The organism is Mesoterricola silvestris, from assembly GCF_030295405.1.
Lineage (GTDB): Bacteria > Acidobacteriota > Holophagae > Holophagales > Holophagaceae > Mesoterricola > Mesoterricola silvestris.
In genome coordinates, this window is sequence record NZ_AP027080.1 from 4,582,883 (window position 1) to 4,598,546 (window position 15,664).

The window sequence follows — 15,664 nt, forward strand, 5'->3', positions numbered from 1 at the left end:
TTCAAGCCTCCTCATTGGATGTACTTAGGTCTTGGAGTCTCGCGAGGAAACGCTGCCGTCCGATGATCGCCCGGGTGTGCTTCCCCTCCACGATCACGCGTTCACCTTGGGTGACCTTGACCTTGAAGGCGGCGAACGGAGCCTCGAAGGATTCAAGAATCGCCTCGATTTTTAGGGGTGGTGCTCCCACAGCAGGGCGCAGGTGGCGGCTTTCATGTGCATACCCGACGCTCATCTCGTCCGGCCCGAGACGGGTTGCGAGCAGTTCCATCGAACAGACCTCCGTCAGCCAAAGGAGAATCGGTGTGGCTACCACCGGAAGATCGTTTTGCCACGCCGTGGCAAGGTCGGCAGGGCGCGGCGTATGGCGGATTGAGTGGACTTCTTGGCAATCAGGCACTGTTGCCCCTCCGTAGTCTCAGGTGCTGTTTGAGAATGCTCAGCCGTTGTATGTCGTTGGTGCCAGCGGCAAACCACGACCCAAGTGCGTCAAGGGCCATGCGTGAAATTTCGTTTTGGAGGTACCCTTCGTGCCCATGTGCGTGCATGCATGCCTGGGTTGCCGTGATCAGGCCATCACTGGCGACGAGTTTGGCAATGGAACACGCCAGGATCTGGTCAGGGGAATCGGCATCAATTTTCGCGAGTGCCTCGAACCCGATCACCCTGGCCACATCCTTGGCGAGGATGATGTCTGTAAGGTGCTTCTGGACGTACTGGTGCTCGATGAGCTGCTTCCCGAAGGCTTCACGGCTCGTTGTCCGCTGAAGGGAACGCTCAAGAGCGGATTCCATGACCGCAGAGCAGCACACCGCATAGAGGGCACGGTCCAGAGCGAGCGCCTTGAAGAGATGTTCCAAGGGAAATGTTTTCCCCCCCAGCAAGCTGACCGGCCCCACATCCATCGCATCCATGGTGAAGCCTCCCGTCGGACTGCTTTGGTGCCCGATCATGTCCTCCGGGGTTTCAAAGGAGACACCGCTGCAGTGGCGATCGAACAGGAAGAGACCTACTTCTGAAGCCTCTTCCTTATGGGTGGCAATTTTTGAAACCACAATGAGGGTGTCCGCGGTTGGCGCGTTGGTTACATGGCATTTCCGGCCTGTGATCCGGTAGCCGTCACCGGCGGGGACAGCAGTGGTGCGGATTGCCCGAACATCTGAACCACCGGATTGTTCGGTAATGGCCGTGGCTCCGATGCAGCGGCCATCCATCAGGCCGGGCAGGAGTTCCGCCTCCTGCTCATCATCCGCGAAGATCATGACCATTCGGATCATTCCAGCATGGGCCACGAGAGACAGGAGCAGCCCCAAGTCCGGCATTTTGAGCCCCAAGTCGAACAGTGCGCTCCCGAACTTTACCCAGGAAAGACCCACTCCTCCCATGGCTGGCGGCACTGGAATCCGCCACATTCCGGATGCCCCGATGTCGCGCCACCAATCACGGTCAAAAGGTTGCCTTTGGCTGGGTTCGGTTGGGGTGAGTGCAGAGAACCTGGAATCCAGGCCGGATGGCTCCATCTCTGGATTCACCGGAATTTTTAACATTTGTCTCTCCAAAAATCAGGGGTAGAGGTGTCGAAGCCTCGGGCCAGCATGGCCGACAGGAAGCCTGTTGGCAGATCGTTTTGGTATAATTTCTTACTTGTTAGTTCTCATTTTCTTTTAAAGCACTTTTCATATCACTTGACAGGAAAAGATGCATAAGAGAACGGCTTGATCGGCGCTGATGTTGGTGGTGCTACCAGCACTTTTTGCGCCTTTGGGTCCAGTGTGGCCTCGTATTTTCTGCGCGCAAGGCCTTGGATCAAGAAATAAATAATTGTTTTCTATGCTTATGTTATGATTTCGTTTCGTCTAACAATAATGAATTTCAAAATAAAATAAAAATTTATATTAATAACAAAACACAGCATATTAACCAGGCGCGCGCCCAGGTCGCAGTCACCATGTTTAGCCACTGCAGCTTCCTTTAAGGACATGTGGCTCGCCCGCCCGTCATCAAAAGGAATACCTCAGTCCGAGTTGAAGGGAACGTGGGGCACTAAGGGCTGTCGGCAAACCCGGTGCGCTTCTGTGCAAGGATGAAGGGGCAAGCCAAGGTGGGACATATCCCCTTTGATCCCATATATCTGCGTTAATCCCCGTTTTAGCAGGGCCGACGCAGGGTAGAGTCGCAGTCGGTGTTATTGAACGTCCTTGACCTCGAGTTCCATGCCCCCGGTACCCTCGCCAGGCTTCATTCCCAGCCTTCGAACCTCGATCTTCGCCTTGCCGAAATTGATGAGAAGGCAAGTTGGAAGGCCGGTGGCCCTCAGGTAATTCAGGCCCTGAGCGACATCAACCTCGCTCAGGGCCTGGATGCCCTTGACCTCTACGACGACCCGCCCTTCCACAGTGGCTATCGCAGATCAGGTGCACTTTGGTGGACAATCCACCTCGCCCTACCTTGCTCCAGCGATTGAACCGACTGTAAATGCTCCTCCATGACCCGAACTCCTCAGGAAGATCTCTCCAAGGAGCTCCCGTCCGATGCTTCCACAGAATGGCCTCAAGCCAAGGCCGGTGCGCGTTGGTGGGTCGCCCCGTCTCGCCCTTCTCTGGCGGCAGCAACGGAACCAACTTGTCCCACATCACGTCGGCCAGAAGGCTCCTCGGCATCCAGCCACCTCCTTGTGGAACCTGGATACTTGTCCATTTGGTTTGAGACCCGACACAGGTGATGAGGCCCCGCAACTTTCCCCTTGTCATCTACGAAAAAGAACGTACACATATCTTCGTAGACCAAGGAGCCCCCTCCATGAACCATCCCCTGCCCCGCCCCACCGACGGTGAACTGGCCATTCTCCGGGTGCTGTGGGAACGCGGACCCTCCACGGTCCGGCAGATCCACGAGGTGCTGGCGGGGGAGAAGGACCTGGGCTACACGTCGGTGCTGAAGCTGCTGCAGGTCATGACGGAAAAGAACCTGGTCACCCGGGACGATCGCGAGCGGTCCCACGTGTACCAGGCGGCCCAGAGCGCGGAACGCACCCGGGAGCACCTGGTGGGCGATCTGCTGGACCGGGCCTTCGGCGGATCCGCGGCGAAGCTGGTCATCCAGGCCCTTTCCTCCCGGAAGACGTCCCGGGCGGAACTGGACGAGATCCGGGCCCTGCTGGACCGGGCGGAAGGGAGGAAGTCATGACGGGCTTTGCGGCATCTCCCCTCTTCCAGGCCCTGGGGTGGACCCTGGTCCATTCCCTCTGGCAGGGCGCGGGGCTGGGCCTTCTGGCCTGGGCCGGCCTGCGGCTGTTGCGGAGCCGGACGCCGGGGGCCCGGTACCTCCTGGCCTGCGGGGCCCTGGGGGCCCTGCCGCTGGCTTCCCTGGCCACCTTCGCGCTGTGCTGGCCGGCCCCGCTCCCCCAGGGGGTGGTGCTGGTGGCCGATGCGGCCCAGGCCGCGGACTGGCGCGGGGTCCTGGGCGCCCACCTGCCCCAGGCCTGCGCCGTGTGGATGGCGGGGGTCACGGTCATGGGGCTGCGGCTCCTGGGGGGCTGGTACTGGATCCAGCGCCTGCGCCGCACGGGCGCGGAGCCGGCGCCCGAGGTCTGGGCTCGGCGGGCCGGAGCCCTGGCGGAGCGCATGGGGATCCCCTTCCCCGTGGGCCTGCTCCGGTCCTGGTCCGTGGACGCGCCCATGGTCATCGGCTGGATCCGGCCGGTGATCCTGGTTCCGGCCGCGGCCCTGGCGGGCCTGGACCCCGCCGCCCTGGAGGCGGTCCTGGCCCATGAACTGGCCCACGTGCGGCGCCACGACTACCTGGTCAACCTCATGCAGTCGGTGGTGGAGGCGCTTTTCTTCTACCACCCCGCGGCCTGGTGGATCTCCCGCCAGATCCGCACCGAACGGGAGCACTGCTGCGACGACGCGGCGGTGGAACTCTGCGGCGATCCGATCCTCTACGCCCGCGCCCTGGAGCGCCTGGAGGACCTGCGCCAGACCCCTGAACCCAATCCCGCACTGGCCCTCGCGGCCAACGGAGGAGTCCTCATGAACCGCATCAAGCGCCTCGTCCTGCCCAACCTGCCCCCGTCCCCCCTGGGCCGCGCGGGCCTGCTGTCCGTCCTGGCCGTCACCGCCCTGGGGGCCGCCTCGGGCCTGGGCCTCCACCAGGAACCCGCGCCCCGGGCGCCGGAACCCACCCCCAAGGTGGAGCGGAAGATCATCCATATCGAGAAGAAGACCGACCTGGACGCCAAGGCCAAGGCCCTGGAAGCCAAGGCCGAAGCCCTGGCCCGGAAGGTCGAAAGCAGCCGCAAGGCGGCCAAGGCCGATCCCGAACTGGACCGCCTCCAGAAGGAGGTGCGGGAGAAGGCCCAGGAACTGGCCGCCGAGGCCCGCAAGCTCGCGAAGCTCGAGGTGCGCCTGCCTCACCTGCGGGTGATCGAAGGCCGGGAGATGGAGCTGCCCGAACTGAAGGAGCTGGAGGAGCTGGATGGCAAGGCCTCCGGGAACCGGGTGATCACCATGCACCTGGAACGCCGCAACGCCGAGGTGGAGGAGCTCAAGGCCGAGATCGCGCGCCTCAAGGCCCGCCTGGATCGCCTGGACATGGGCGTCCCCGCGGCGCCCCCGGCTCCGCCCACGCCTCCGGCGGCACCCGCGCCTCCCACTCCGCCCGCGCCTCCGGTCAGATGAACAGGGCTTCCACCAGGTCGTCCTCGCCGGTGCCGTGAGGCCCGCGGAGGCGCTCGGCCATGGCCCGGAATTTCCGCCGGACATCCTTGCCCGCCCGGGTGGTGGTGAAGGCCACCGCCAGGGCGCCCAGGGCGGCGCCGCCCAGGAGGGTGAGCAGCAGCTTGTCGTAGGGGAGGGGGTTGCGCGTATTCATCGAAGGCATCCTTTCCGGTGAAAAGGGAATCCAGCTTACGCCTGGGCGTCCCGGCCCAAAAGCCTGCGTTGGGAGGCCACTTTCTTATATGAACGCGCACCCTTGCGAAGCGTCTGCAAATATTCGGGTCCAAGGTAGATGATGATCAAGAGGCTAAGGACCAGCACAACTCCTAACAGAGCATTCATACGTAAACCTCCGGGCAGTCCGCGGATACGGTGTAGGCAAGGTGCCGCGCGGCTGGCCCGGGTTCCTGGGCAATTTCAGAAATTGAACTTTTTCCTGGGGTAGCTCGCTTCCATGAGCGCCAGGCGCTCCTTCAGGTGCTGCTCCAGGGCCGCCCACCGGAGGGTGCCCCGGGCGCAGGCCAGGAAGGGGCTGTGCTCGTACCAGCGCAGGCACCCGAAACCCTGGGCGAAGGCGCGGTTGGCCACGTCCTGGGCTTCGGAGGGGCTGCCCAGGTACCCGAAGGCCTCGGCCAGCTTGAAGGTGAATTCCCCGTCGGGGATGCGGATGGGAACGCGCTCCGCCCAGAGGCGGCGCAGCACGTCCAGGGCCTCGTCCCGCCGGCCGTCCAGGGCGAGGACGTACACGCCGGCCAGGTCCATGAAGGCGCGGTTGCCGCCGGGGGTGAAGGCGGCGCGGCGGAAGTGCCCGGCGGCGCCGGGGGGGTCCCCCCGGAGCAGCCGCACGTAGCCCCGGTAGAAGTCCCGGAGGGTATCGGGTTGGGCACTGGAACCCGGGCCCAGGACGGCCTCGAAGCGGTCCAGGTCCCCCAGGTACAGGTAGGTGTTCTCGGTGATCTCCGCCTCGCCCCGGCTGGGGCCGGACAGGGCGTCCCGGCGGGCCAGGGCCCGGGAGGCGCCCTCCAGGAGGCCCGCGCTGCGGGCGGCGTAGGCCACGGCCTCGTAGAGCCTGGGCGCCTTGGGGCTCCGGCGCACGGCCCCCAGGAGCAGGTCCAGGGCGGCGCGCTGGTTCCCGATTTCCGTGCGGAAGCGGCCGAAGAGGGTCGCGGCCCGGGGGCAGTCGGGGGCCAGGGCCAGGGCGGTGAGGTAGTCCTGTTCGCAGCGGTCCTGCAGGTTGGCCGGGGCCCGGTTGTCGTCCAGGATGTGGTTGTTGAGCAGCCGGGCCCGGGCGAGCCAGGCCTCGGCGCAGCCGGGCTCCCGGGCGAGGATCCCGGCGCACACCTCCAGGTCCCCCTGGATGGGTCCCTGGGGCCGGGATACGGTCATGCGCGCCAGTTCCCAGAAGGCGGCCGGATCCCGGGGGAGCAGGGCGCCCCGGGCGCCGTCCTCCAGGCCCAGCCACCCCAGGGCGGCGCCCACGGCCCCGGCGGGGGTTTCGGCCCACACGTCGCCGGCCCGCTGGGGCCGGCTGGCCCGGTCCAGGACCAGGTGCATCCCGATCCTCCCCCCGGTGCGCGCCAGGGCCACCGTGAGGGCGTCCCGGGGACCGCCGGGGAGGACGGCCTCGCTTTCCACCACCGCCAGGCCCGTTCGATACTCCAGGCTGTCCTTGAGGAGCACTCCGAACCCGCGCCGCTCCAGGGGCGTGAGGCCCGGGAAGGCCTCGGCGGAAGCCAGGCGGAGCTGCAGGGGGGCCAGGGAGGAGGGCCGGAGGTTGCGCCGGTACTCCAGCACCGCCGTGGAGGCGGCCGCGAACAGGGCGAGAAGCAGCACGATGCGTCGCATGGGACGGGATGGATCTCCGGGATGCCCGATTATGCGCCTGCGTCCGCTTCCGGGGGACATTTTCCGGCGCGGGTGGGGGTGGGCATGCCCCCCCGGTTTGTCGCATCATGGCAAAGGTGCTGCGGAGGTTGGACATGGACCTGAGGCAAGTCGCGATGCGCGTGGCCGTGCTGCTGAGCCTGCCCCTGGCCGCCCAGGAACCCTACGAGCGCCCCCAACTCAAGCTCACGCCCGCCGAGCAGGAAACCGTGGATTTCAACCGCAAGCTGGCCAAGCCCCGCACCGTCACGCCCCGGCCGGCCCTCACGCCCGCCGAGCGCGCCCGGGCCGACGCGTTCAAACGGGCCCGCAATTCCGTGGTGTTCATCCGCTCCATCACCCGGGGCTGGTACGAAAGCACCCAGGGCGACCAGATCGCCATCCCCCCGGCTTCGGGCACGGGCTTCGTGTGGGACAACCTGGGCCACGTGGTCACCAACCACCACGTGATCACCTTCGAGAACCTGAACCTCGACACCCCCCGCAGCGAGGCGGAGGATCTCCAGGTGACGCTGGCCGACGGGCGCGTCTTCAAGGCCGTGGTCATCGGGCGGAACCTGGCCCAGGATATCGCGGTGCTCCACGTCTTCGCGCCGCTGGACGCGCTCAAGCCGCTTCCCATCGGCTCCGCCAAGGACCTGATCGTGGGCCAGGACGTCCTGGCCATCGGCAACCCCTTCGGCCTGGACCACACGCTCACCTCGGGCATCGTTTCCGGCCTGGGCCGGCCCATCGTCACGAGCTTCCAGACCCACATCTCCGACGCCATCCAGACCGACGCGGCCATCAACCCGGGCAATTCGGGCGGCCCCCTCCTGGACCGGGCCGGGCGGCTCGTGGGCATGAACACGGCCATCACGTCCACCACCGGGGGCAGTTCCGGGGTCGGCTTCGCCATCCCCGTGGAGACCCTCAACCGGGTGGTGCCCCTGCTCATCGCCAAGGGCCAGACCTACCGGCCCGTCCTGGGCTTCGCGACCCTGCCCTCCCAGGTGTCGCCCGAATGGGGCATCACGCGCGGCATCGCCGTGCGCAGCGTGGACCCCGGCGGCATCGCCGAAAAGGCCGGCCTGCGGGGCATCACGCTCAAACCGGGCGTCGAGAAGCCCACGAAGGTGGAGGACTGCGTCCTGGGCGACGTGATCATCGGCATCAACGGCGTGCGCATGGACCTCGATATCGCTCTCATGGACTTCCTGGAAATGATCCCCCCCGACCAGACCCTGGAATTCGAAGTGCTGCGGGAGGGCAAGCCCATGAAGATCCTTATGAAGCCCGGCAAGGCCCCCGGGACGAGCCAGAAGACGTGACGCGGAAAAAACAGATTCAATCCATGTGATACAAATATAATCATCTCTCGCTTTACGTAATATTTATATGAAATATCTGATCTATGTACCAAGCCCCGCCTTTATGATGGGTGATCCCCGGGCCCGCCGGGAATCGACCCCTCAGGAGGCCGTGTGCAACTGGACGAGAAGAAGGAACGCGAGGCCTGGAAGGTGATGCCCGTGCCGGATCTGGTGCGGCACCTGGTGGGGACCTGCCACCTGGAATGCCGGTCGGACATGGCCGAGCTGGAGACCCTGGCCGAACTCATCGCCTTGGAGGAGGGCCCGCGCAACCCCACCCTGGTGGAGATCCGGGACATGATCACCCGCTTCTGCGCCACCATGCGCGCCCACCTGGCCCTGGAGGAGCGCAACCTCTTCCCCCACATCCTGGCCATGGACGCAGGGGAGGTTCCCGAGGGCCGCAGGGAGCACCTGGATTCGGTCAAGACCCTCCTGGAGGGGGAACACGAGGCCGAGGCCGGGCTGCTCCGCAGCATCCGCGGCCTGGCCTCGGCCCTGGCCGCCACCACCACCCCCGGGGGCCCCGAGACCCGGCTCCACGAGTCCATCAAGCACCTCGCCGGGCGCCTCCAGAAACATCTCTACCTGGAAAACCAGGTGCTTTTCCCCAGGACACGCTAGTCTCTTTCCCGTGTTCAACAAGCCCATCCTCTCCCCAGCCGATGCAGCTTCGAAGATCCGGGACGGCCAGGTGCTCATGTCCGGGGGCTTCATGGGGTGCGGCGCGCCCCACACCCTCATCCAGGCATTGCGGGCGCGCAACCTCAGGGACCTGACCCTCATCAGCACCGACACGGCCATGCACGATCTCAGGACCGGCCGGGTCACGGGCATCGGCCACCTGGTGCGCGACCGCGTCTTCCGGCGCATCATCGCCAGCCACATCGGCCTGAACCAGGAAACCCAGCGCCAGATGAACGCCGGGGAGACCGTGGTGGACCTGGTGCCCCAGGGCACCCTGGCCGAGCGCATCCGCGCGGGGGGCGCGGGGCTCGGAGGCTTCCTCACGCCCACGGGCCTGGGCACCGAGGTGGCCGAGGGCAAGCAGGTCATCACGGTGGAGGGGCGGGACTACCTGCTGGAGCTGCCCCTGCGGGCCGACGTGGCCATCATCAAGGCCAAGGTCGGCGACCGCGCCGGGAACCTCGCCTACGCCGGCACCGCCCGGAACTTCAACCCCATGATGGCCACCGCCGCGGACCTGGTCATCGCCGAGGTGGAGGAGCTGGTGGACATCGGCGCCCTCGACCCCAATTTCGTGCACACGCCGTCGATCTTCGTGGACTTCCTGGTCAGGGCCGAACGCCTGGAGATGTGAATGGACTACGTGCCCGACAAGGACGTCATCGCGCGCCGCATCGCCCGCATCTTCCGCTCCGGGGACGTGGTCAACCTGGGCATCGGCCTGCCCACCCAGGTGGTGAACCACCTGCCCCCGGGCGTGGCCATCATCCTCCAGTCGGAGAACGGCCTCATGGGCCTGGGGCCCGCGCCCGCCCCGGGCCAGGAGGACCGGGACATGGTGAACGCCGGCGGCGCGCCCATCACGGTGCAGCCCGGGGGGTGCTTCTTCGATTCCGCCACGAGCTTCGGCATCATCCGCGGCGGCCACGTGGACTACACGGTGCTGGGCGTTCTGGAGGTGGACCAGGAGGGGAACCTGGCCAACTACAAGGTGCCCGGGAAGATGGTGCCCGGCATGGGCGGGGCCATGGACCTCACCATCGGCGCCCGCAAGGTCATCGCCGCCACCCTCCACTTCGAGCCCACCGGCGCCAGCCGCCTGCGGCGCCGCTGCGCCCTCCCCCTCACCGCGGCCCGGGAGGTGGACCTGGTGGTGACGGACCTGGGGCTGTTCGAGGTGAAGGAGGGGCGCTTCCTGCTGCGGGAATGCCTGGGGCCCTATCCCCCCGACTGGATCCGGGAGCGCACGGACGCGGACATCGACGTGGCGGACGGGGCCTGGCCGGCTTGAATCGGACCCTGGACGGGACCCCGTCCGGGTGCGATGCTGGGGCATCCCGGGAAGGGCCCGGGGATTGCTATTAACCCCTTATTTTATAGAGAATTATATGAGCTCACCCTTGCCTCAGGCCAAGCCTTCGGCCTTGCTCCCCGACCCCGACGCCCCGGCGCCCTACACCTTCGAACGGGTCCAGCGGGACAGCGACGGCGGGGAGGTGGCCCGCCTGGAAGCCCAGAACCTCCTCTTCGAGAAGGCCCGCCCCCTGGACCAGCTTCCCCCCACGCCCCCCGACGGCGCCATCCTGGACCTGGGCTCGGGCACGGGGTTCTGGTCGGCGCGCCTCGCGGAGCGGGTTCCGCGGGGGAGCCTCACCTGCCTGGACCGCTCCGGGGAACTGCTGGACCTGGCCCGCACGCGCCTGGAGCGGCCCGGCGGGCCCCGGACGGCGTTCCTGCTCCAGGATCTGCGGGCCCTGGACCTGCCGCAGGGGGCCTTCGATCTGGTGTTCACCTCCATGACCCTCGCCCACGTGCGGGAACTGGAGGAGGTGCTGAACCACCTCGCCCGGGCCCTGAAGCCGGGGGGCTGGATCGCCTGCTTTGAACCGGTGCAGCAGTCCCGCCGCTTCGCGGAGATCCACCCCCCCTGCCCAAACCTGGACTTCCTCATGGACCGGCTGCTGGACATGGTGGAGTCCCGGGGCTCGGACCTCTCCGTCAGCCTGAAGATCGCCCATCACCTGGACCGCCTGGGCCTGGAGGAGGTGGCGCTGCGCAACTACGGGGCCGCCCTGCACGGGGAGGACGCCCGGGTTTGCCTGCGGGACGTGTTCCTGCCCCTGGCCTGGGCCTACCTGCGGCACCGGTGGGAGCCGGGCCTCCTGGAGCGGCGCATGGAAGCCGCCGCCCGGGAGGCGCCCGCGCCGCACCTGTGGCTGGATCTCAGGCGGGCCGTGACCCTGGCCCGGCGCCCGGCCTGAGTCCGGCCCTGGCCGAACCGGCCAGGGCCGGGGTCTCCGGGAGGGTGAGGACCGGCAGGCCGGCCTTCTCCGCGGCGGCCTTCTCCCGGGCCATGCCCGGGGTCAGGTCCCCGCCGCAGAGGATCAGGGCGTCGCACCGCAGGAGCAGCGCCTCGCAGGCCTCCAGCACCCGGGCCCGGACCCCCAGGCCCCCCGGGCCGGATTCGTCCACGAAGGCGAAATTGGCGTGGGGCACCACCAGCACGGCCCCGGGCAGGAGGTCCTGCACCAGCCGGGCCCGGGCCAGCATGCGCACCTGGTTGCGGCGGATCGCCTCCGTGGAGCCGTCGCCCCGCAGGGGGCCCGCCAGGTAGAGCACCCAGGGGCCCTGGCCGAACCGCGCCTGGAGCTCGCGCCAGGGATCGCGCCGGGGGGAAGCGGGGGACGGAACCATGGGAACACCTCGCCCCCAGGTTGGGCCCCCCGGCGCGACAGTGCGTGTCCATGGCCTTACACTGGCGCCATGGACATGACCCGGCGGCGGTTCGAGTACGTGGTGGCCAGGGCCCTGGAGGCCATTCCCGAGGCGTTCAAGCCCTACCTGGAGGGGTTGCCGGTGGTGGTGGAGGATGAACCGTCCGTGGAACTCCTGGAGACCCTGGGCGTCCCGCCGGGGGAAACGCTGCTCGGTCTCTTCTCCGGTCCGGCCGTGGGTGAAGAGATGCAGGGGTCCGTTTTGCTTCCCGCCCGGATCACCGTTTTCCGGCTTCCCCACCTGGCGGATGCCGAAAATGTCCTTGAGCTGGAACGGGAGGTGGCCCGTACCGTCCTCCACGAGGTGGCCCACCGTTTCGGCATCGGGGAGGAGCGGCTGGAGGACCTGGGCCTGGGCTGACATTTCTCAAAATTTATTCTTTGCAATGTCTGAAACCGGACTTATTCTCAGCGGCACCATCAAGTTCTTATAACCTTTTCCGACGCCCCGCTCCCTCCAGACCCAATCCCGGGCTGGAGGGATTTCACGTTCACTTCCCTGAGGAGTCACGCATGAGTGAACAGGCAGCCGTCAGTTTGGACGCCCCGGAGGTCTTCACGGACAAGACGACCCTGCGAAGGGTGATCACGGCCTCGTCCCTGGGAACCCTCTTCGAGTGGTACGACTTCTACCTCTATGGCAGCCTCGCGGTGTTCTTCGGCGGGAAGTTCTTCCCGGCCCAGAGCGAGACGGCCCAGTTGCTGGCCAGCCTCGCCACCTTCGGCGCGGGCTTCGGCGTGCGGCCCCTGGGCGCCCTGGTGTTCGGCCACATCGGCGATCTCATCGGGCGCAAGTACACCTTCCTGGTCACCATGGCCACCATGGGCCTCTCCACGGCCCTGGTGGGGCTCCTGCCCACCTACGACCACATCGGCATCTGGGCCACCATCATCCTCGTGCTGCTGCGCCTCCTCCAGGGCCTGGCCCTGGGCGGGGAGTACGGCGGCGCGGCCACCTACGTGGCCGAGCACGTGCCCGACGCCCGGCGGGGCTACTACACCAGCTACATCCAGACCACGGCCACCCTGGGCTTCTTCGCCAGCATGGCCATCATCGGCGCCACCCGCTGGCTCCTGGGGGAGGAGGGCTTCAAGAACGGCACCGGCCACCTCATCGCCGGCTGGCGCATCCCCTTCCTCCTCTCCTTCATCCTCCTGGCCGTGAGCCTCTACATCCGGGTGAAGATGCAGGAGAGCCCCCTGTTCACCAAGCTCAAGAAGAGCGGCGCCGTCTCCAAGAACCCCCTCAAGGAGAGCTTCACCAACCCCGTGAACCTGCGCTACGTGCTCCTCGCGCTCTTCGGGGCCACGGCGGGCCAGGGGGTGGTGTGGTACACCGGGCAGTTCTACGCGCTCACCTTCCTCCAGGCCGTCCTGAAGGTGCACTGGCTCCCGGCCTACCTGATCATCTCCGTGGCCCTGCTGTTCGGCGCACCCCTGTTCCTCTTCTTCGGGCACCTTTCAGACCGGGTGGGCCGCAAGAAGGTGATGCTGTGGGGCTGCCTGCTGGCCGCCCTCACCTACGTGCCCATCTACATGGCCATGCGCCATTTCGTGCCCGCACTCCTGCCGGGTCAGAAGGTGGTGGAGCTGGCCGCCATCCCGGCCTTCAACCTGGTCATGCTCATGGGCCTGGTGTTCCTGCAGATCGTGTACGTGACCATGGTCTACGGCCCCATCGCCGCCTTCCTGGTGGAGCTCTTCCCCACCAACGTGCGCTACACCTCCATGTCCCTGCCCTACCACCTGGGCAACGGCTGGTTCGGCGGCTTCCTGCCCCTCATCGCCACGGCCCTCACGGCCTCGGGCATGGCCAAGGAGGCCTTCGGCAGCGGCGCCATCTACGCCGGGCTCATCTACCCCATCGGCATCGCCCTGCTGACCCTCGTGGTGGGCGCCCTCTTCATCAAGGAGACCATGGGCCACAAGATCGACACGGCCATCCGGGTGGACGCCACCGTCCAGGAGCTCTTCGACTGGGTGGCGGTGCTGGCGGCCATGGCCATCGGCTTCATCCTGCTCCTGCAGTGGAACAGCGATTTCCTCGCGGACGTGGCCGCCCACAAGGGCATCTTCTCCGCCGTGTGGAACAACCTCTGGTATCCGCTCATCGGGGCCATGGCGCTGTGGGCCCTGCCGGTGCTCTTCTTCCGGCTGGAGTTCGACCGCCTGCGGGCCCTGGGCATGGTGCTGGCGTGCCAGGCGCTCACGGGACTCTTCTCCTACCGCCTCTACCAGGCCTTCACGAGCATGGGGGGGATGTGGAAGTTCTTTGCGTTCACCTTCGTGCTGGGAATCTACACGGCGGTGCTGGCCGGGGGGTATGCGTTCGGAAAGGGGCGGGCGAGGATGGCGTCCTGAGGGGCGGGGCCCGGCGCATTTGGCGTTCAGGCCCGGTCCGGGTTTCCCTGCCGGGGGCTGCGGGCGGGGGGGCCCGGTCTCGGACGATGGATTCGGAGCATGGGGTTCCGACCGAGTCGCCGACCCATACGTACCGCCGGACCCAGTCCTCGCTTCGCTGCGGGCTGGGTCCGGCGGTTAGCCGTGGGGGGAGGGGTCGGGGTGGTCAGGGGATGGGGTGGATCGGGAATCGATTCGCGGGGGGCGTGGGTTTGACCTGACGTTCTTTATCCTGCTTGTTCCCCTGGATCCTGTTTATCCCCGTTTGAACTTCGCTGGGAGTTGTCGCCGCCTTTGGGGCAGGGTCAGGCCTCGGAGAAGAGGGGGTGGGTGAGGTAGCGTTCGCCGGTGTCGCACACCACGGCCACGACGGTCTTGCCGGCGCCCAGTTCCTTGGCGATCTTCAGGGCGGTGAAGACGATGGCGCCGGTGCTGATGCCGGTGAAGATGCCCTCCTCGCGGGTGAGGCGGCGGGCGATGCGGATGGCGTCCTCGTACCCCACGTCCTCCACACGCTGGAAGGCCTCGCGGTTGAGGATCTTGGGGACGAAGTTGGCGCCCAGGCCCTGGAGCTTGTGGGGGCCGGCCTTGCCCTGGGTGAGGAGGGGGGAGTCCACGGGCTCCACGGCCACCACGAGGGTGCCGGGCTTGCGCTTGGCGAGGACCTCGCCCACGCCGGTGATGGTGCCGCCGGTGCCGATGCCGGCCACGAAGGCGTCCAGTTCGGGCACCTGCTCCAGGACCTCCTCGGCGGTGGTGCGGCGGTGGACGTCGGGATTGGCGGGATTGTCGAACTGGCGGACCACCCAGTACTTGGGGTCGGCCGCGGCCAGCTCCTCTGCCTTGTCCACGGCGCCCTTCATGCCCAGGGGGCCGGGGGTGAGGATCAGGGTGGCCCCGTAGGCCTTGAGGATGGCCCGGCGCTCCAGGGTCATGGTCTCCGGCATGATCAGGGTGATGGGGTAGCCCTTGGCGGCGGCCACGAAGGCCAGCCCCACGCCGGTGTTGCCGCTGGTGGCCTCCAGGAGCTCCTTGCCGGGCTTGAGGGCGCCGGAGCGCTCCGCGTCCTCGATCATGCTGAGGGCGATGCGGTCCTTGACGCTGCCGCCTGGGTTGGCGCTTTCGAGCTTGAGGTAGATGGTGGCGCTGCCCGGTTCCGCGATGCGGTTCAGGCGGACCACGGGGGTGTTGCCGATGAGCTGGTAGGCGTAATCCACGCGATTGGGACGGGGCATGGGGCTCTCCTTTCGGGGTTGGGGGACCTGCGCAACCCCAGGATGGGGGGCCCGGAATTGATTGTCAAGTATTTCCATGGACAATAGGAACAATTCCCATCTCCCCCTATACTGATACCTGGAGGCAGGCGATGAAGGTTTCCACCAAGGGTCGGTACGGGCTGCGGATCATGGTCGAACTGGCCGTGCACCACGGGTCGGGCCCGGTGCAGGTGACCACCATCGCCCAGAACCAGCAGCTCCCGGGCAAGTACATCCACGTGCTGGTGGGGGGCCTGAAGGCCGCGGGGCTGGTGACGGCGGTGCGCGGACCCAACGGCGGCATCGAGCTGGCGCGGGAACCCCGGAGCATCACGCCCCTGGACGTGGTGGAGGCCCTGGAGGGCCGCATCAGCGCCGCGGACTGCACCCTGGACCCCGCGCTCTGCGGCCGCGCCGCGGACTGCGTGACCCGGGACGTGTGGTGCGAACTGGCCGCGGCCATGGAGACCGCCCTGCGCCGGCACACCCTGGCCGATCTGGCCGAGCGCATCAAGGCCGGGGGCGGCGCCGCCTACGTGATCTGAAGGCTGACAGGGCGGCCCCGGGGCTGCCACGATACATGCACCCCCCCC

Annotated in this window: 17 protein-coding genes and 1 pseudogene; 10 read left to right on the forward strand and 8 right to left on the reverse strand. The window is 67.1% G+C overall.

The annotated features are described in order from the left end of the window. Position 1: 1 nt before the first annotated feature. The 4 genes from R2J76_RS19665 to R2J76_RS19680 form a co-directional block, all read right to left on the reverse strand. Entirely contained in the window at positions 2-400 is a 399-nt protein-coding gene (locus R2J76_RS19665; RefSeq protein ID WP_394366771.1) for a thioesterase family protein, read from the reverse strand. Continuing rightward, complete coding sequence (locus tag R2J76_RS19670) at positions 393-1,547, reverse strand: acyl-CoA dehydrogenase family protein (RefSeq protein ID WP_316413365.1); 1,155 nt, start codon at positions 1,545-1,547, stop codon at positions 393-395. Before R2J76_RS19670 ends, R2J76_RS19665 begins: the two co-directional genes overlap by 8 nt. Positions 1,548-2,185: 638 nt before the next feature. Continuing rightward, complete coding sequence (locus R2J76_RS19675) at positions 2,186-2,395, reverse strand: GxxExxY protein (RefSeq protein WP_316413366.1); 210 nt, start codon at positions 2,393-2,395, stop codon at positions 2,186-2,188. Next, the gene (locus R2J76_RS19680) at positions 2,340-2,750 is read right to left on the reverse strand and encodes a transposase (RefSeq protein WP_394366772.1); all 411 of its coding nucleotides are present in this window, start codon (positions 2,748-2,750) and stop codon (positions 2,340-2,342) included. The genes R2J76_RS19675 and R2J76_RS19680 overlap by 56 nt, the downstream gene beginning before the upstream one ends. A gap of 49 nt (positions 2,751-2,799) precedes the next feature. Here R2J76_RS19680 and R2J76_RS19685 point away from each other — a divergent pair, with 49 nt between their 5' ends. Further along, the gene (locus tag R2J76_RS19685) at positions 2,800-3,186 is read left to right on the forward strand and encodes a BlaI/MecI/CopY family transcriptional regulator (protein ID WP_316413367.1); all 387 of its coding nucleotides are present in this window, start codon (positions 2,800-2,802) and stop codon (positions 3,184-3,186) included. Continuing rightward, positions 3,183-4,679, forward strand: a complete 1,497-nt coding sequence (locus tag R2J76_RS19690) for a M56 family metallopeptidase (protein WP_316413368.1) — start codon at positions 3,183-3,185, stop codon at positions 4,677-4,679. The genes R2J76_RS19685 and R2J76_RS19690 overlap by 4 nt, the downstream gene beginning before the upstream one ends. Here the strand turns inward: R2J76_RS19690 and R2J76_RS19695 are convergent. Then, positions 4,672-4,872: a hypothetical protein gene (locus R2J76_RS19695; protein WP_316413369.1), complete on the reverse strand. Its 201-nt coding sequence runs from the start codon at positions 4,870-4,872 to the stop codon at positions 4,672-4,674. The two genes, R2J76_RS19690 and R2J76_RS19695, sit on opposite strands and share 8 nt — an antisense overlap. Before the next feature lie 263 nt (positions 4,873-5,135). Further along, the gene (locus R2J76_RS19700; RefSeq protein ID WP_316413370.1) at positions 5,136-6,563 is read right to left on the reverse strand and encodes a tetratricopeptide repeat protein; all 1,428 of its coding nucleotides are present in this window, start codon (positions 6,561-6,563) and stop codon (positions 5,136-5,138) included. A 134-nt stretch (positions 6,564-6,697) separates the two neighbouring features. Between R2J76_RS19700 and R2J76_RS19705 the strand changes: the two genes are divergently transcribed. The 5 genes from R2J76_RS19705 (at position 6,698) to R2J76_RS19725 (ending at position 10,902) form a co-directional block, all read left to right on the forward strand. After that, complete coding sequence (locus R2J76_RS19705; protein ID WP_316413371.1) at positions 6,698-7,912, forward strand: S1C family serine protease; 1,215 nt, start codon at positions 6,698-6,700, stop codon at positions 7,910-7,912. A gap of 153 nt (positions 7,913-8,065) precedes the next feature. Further along, entirely contained in the window at positions 8,066-8,578 is a 513-nt protein-coding gene (locus R2J76_RS19710) for a hemerythrin domain-containing protein (protein ID WP_316413372.1), read from the forward strand. A gap of 10 nt (positions 8,579-8,588) precedes the next feature. Further along, positions 8,589-9,275, forward strand: a complete 687-nt coding sequence (locus tag R2J76_RS19715) for a CoA transferase subunit A (RefSeq protein WP_316413373.1) — start codon at positions 8,589-8,591, stop codon at positions 9,273-9,275. Beyond that, a complete protein-coding gene (locus R2J76_RS19720) occupies positions 9,276-9,932 on the forward strand; it encodes a 3-oxoacid CoA-transferase subunit B (RefSeq protein WP_316413374.1) in 657 nt (218 codons plus the stop codon). It abuts the gene before it with no gap. Between the two features lie 109 nt (positions 9,933-10,041). Next, complete coding sequence (locus R2J76_RS19725; RefSeq protein ID WP_316413375.1) at positions 10,042-10,902, forward strand: class I SAM-dependent methyltransferase; 861 nt, start codon at positions 10,042-10,044, stop codon at positions 10,900-10,902. Here R2J76_RS19725 and R2J76_RS19730 read toward each other — a convergent pair. After that, the gene (locus tag R2J76_RS19730) at positions 10,865-11,335 is read right to left on the reverse strand and encodes a DUF7768 domain-containing protein (protein ID WP_316413376.1); all 471 of its coding nucleotides are present in this window, start codon (positions 11,333-11,335) and stop codon (positions 10,865-10,867) included. The two genes, R2J76_RS19725 and R2J76_RS19730, sit on opposite strands and share 38 nt — an antisense overlap. Positions 11,336-11,410: 75 nt before the next feature. Here R2J76_RS19730 and R2J76_RS19735 point away from each other — a divergent pair, with 75 nt between their 5' ends. Beyond that, on the forward strand, positions 11,411-11,776 hold the full coding sequence (locus tag R2J76_RS19735; RefSeq protein WP_316413377.1) for a metallopeptidase family protein: 366 nt from the start codon (positions 11,411-11,413) through the stop codon (positions 11,774-11,776). Between the two features lie 152 nt (positions 11,777-11,928). Beyond that, a pseudogene (locus R2J76_RS19740) lies at positions 11,929-13,338 on the forward strand (MFS transporter); the annotation flags it as partial. A 782-nt stretch (positions 13,339-14,120) separates the two neighbouring features. Here R2J76_RS19740 and cysK read toward each other — a convergent pair. After that, complete coding sequence (gene cysK, locus R2J76_RS19745; protein WP_316413380.1) at positions 14,121-15,050, reverse strand: cysteine synthase A; 930 nt, start codon at positions 15,048-15,050, stop codon at positions 14,121-14,123. A 131-nt stretch (positions 15,051-15,181) separates the two neighbouring features. On the opposite strand from cysK, the gene R2J76_RS19750 reads away from it, so the two are divergent. Further along, on the forward strand, positions 15,182-15,616 hold the full coding sequence (locus R2J76_RS19750) for an RrF2 family transcriptional regulator (protein ID WP_316413381.1): 435 nt from the start codon (positions 15,182-15,184) through the stop codon (positions 15,614-15,616). Positions 15,617-15,664: the final 48 nt, after the last annotated feature.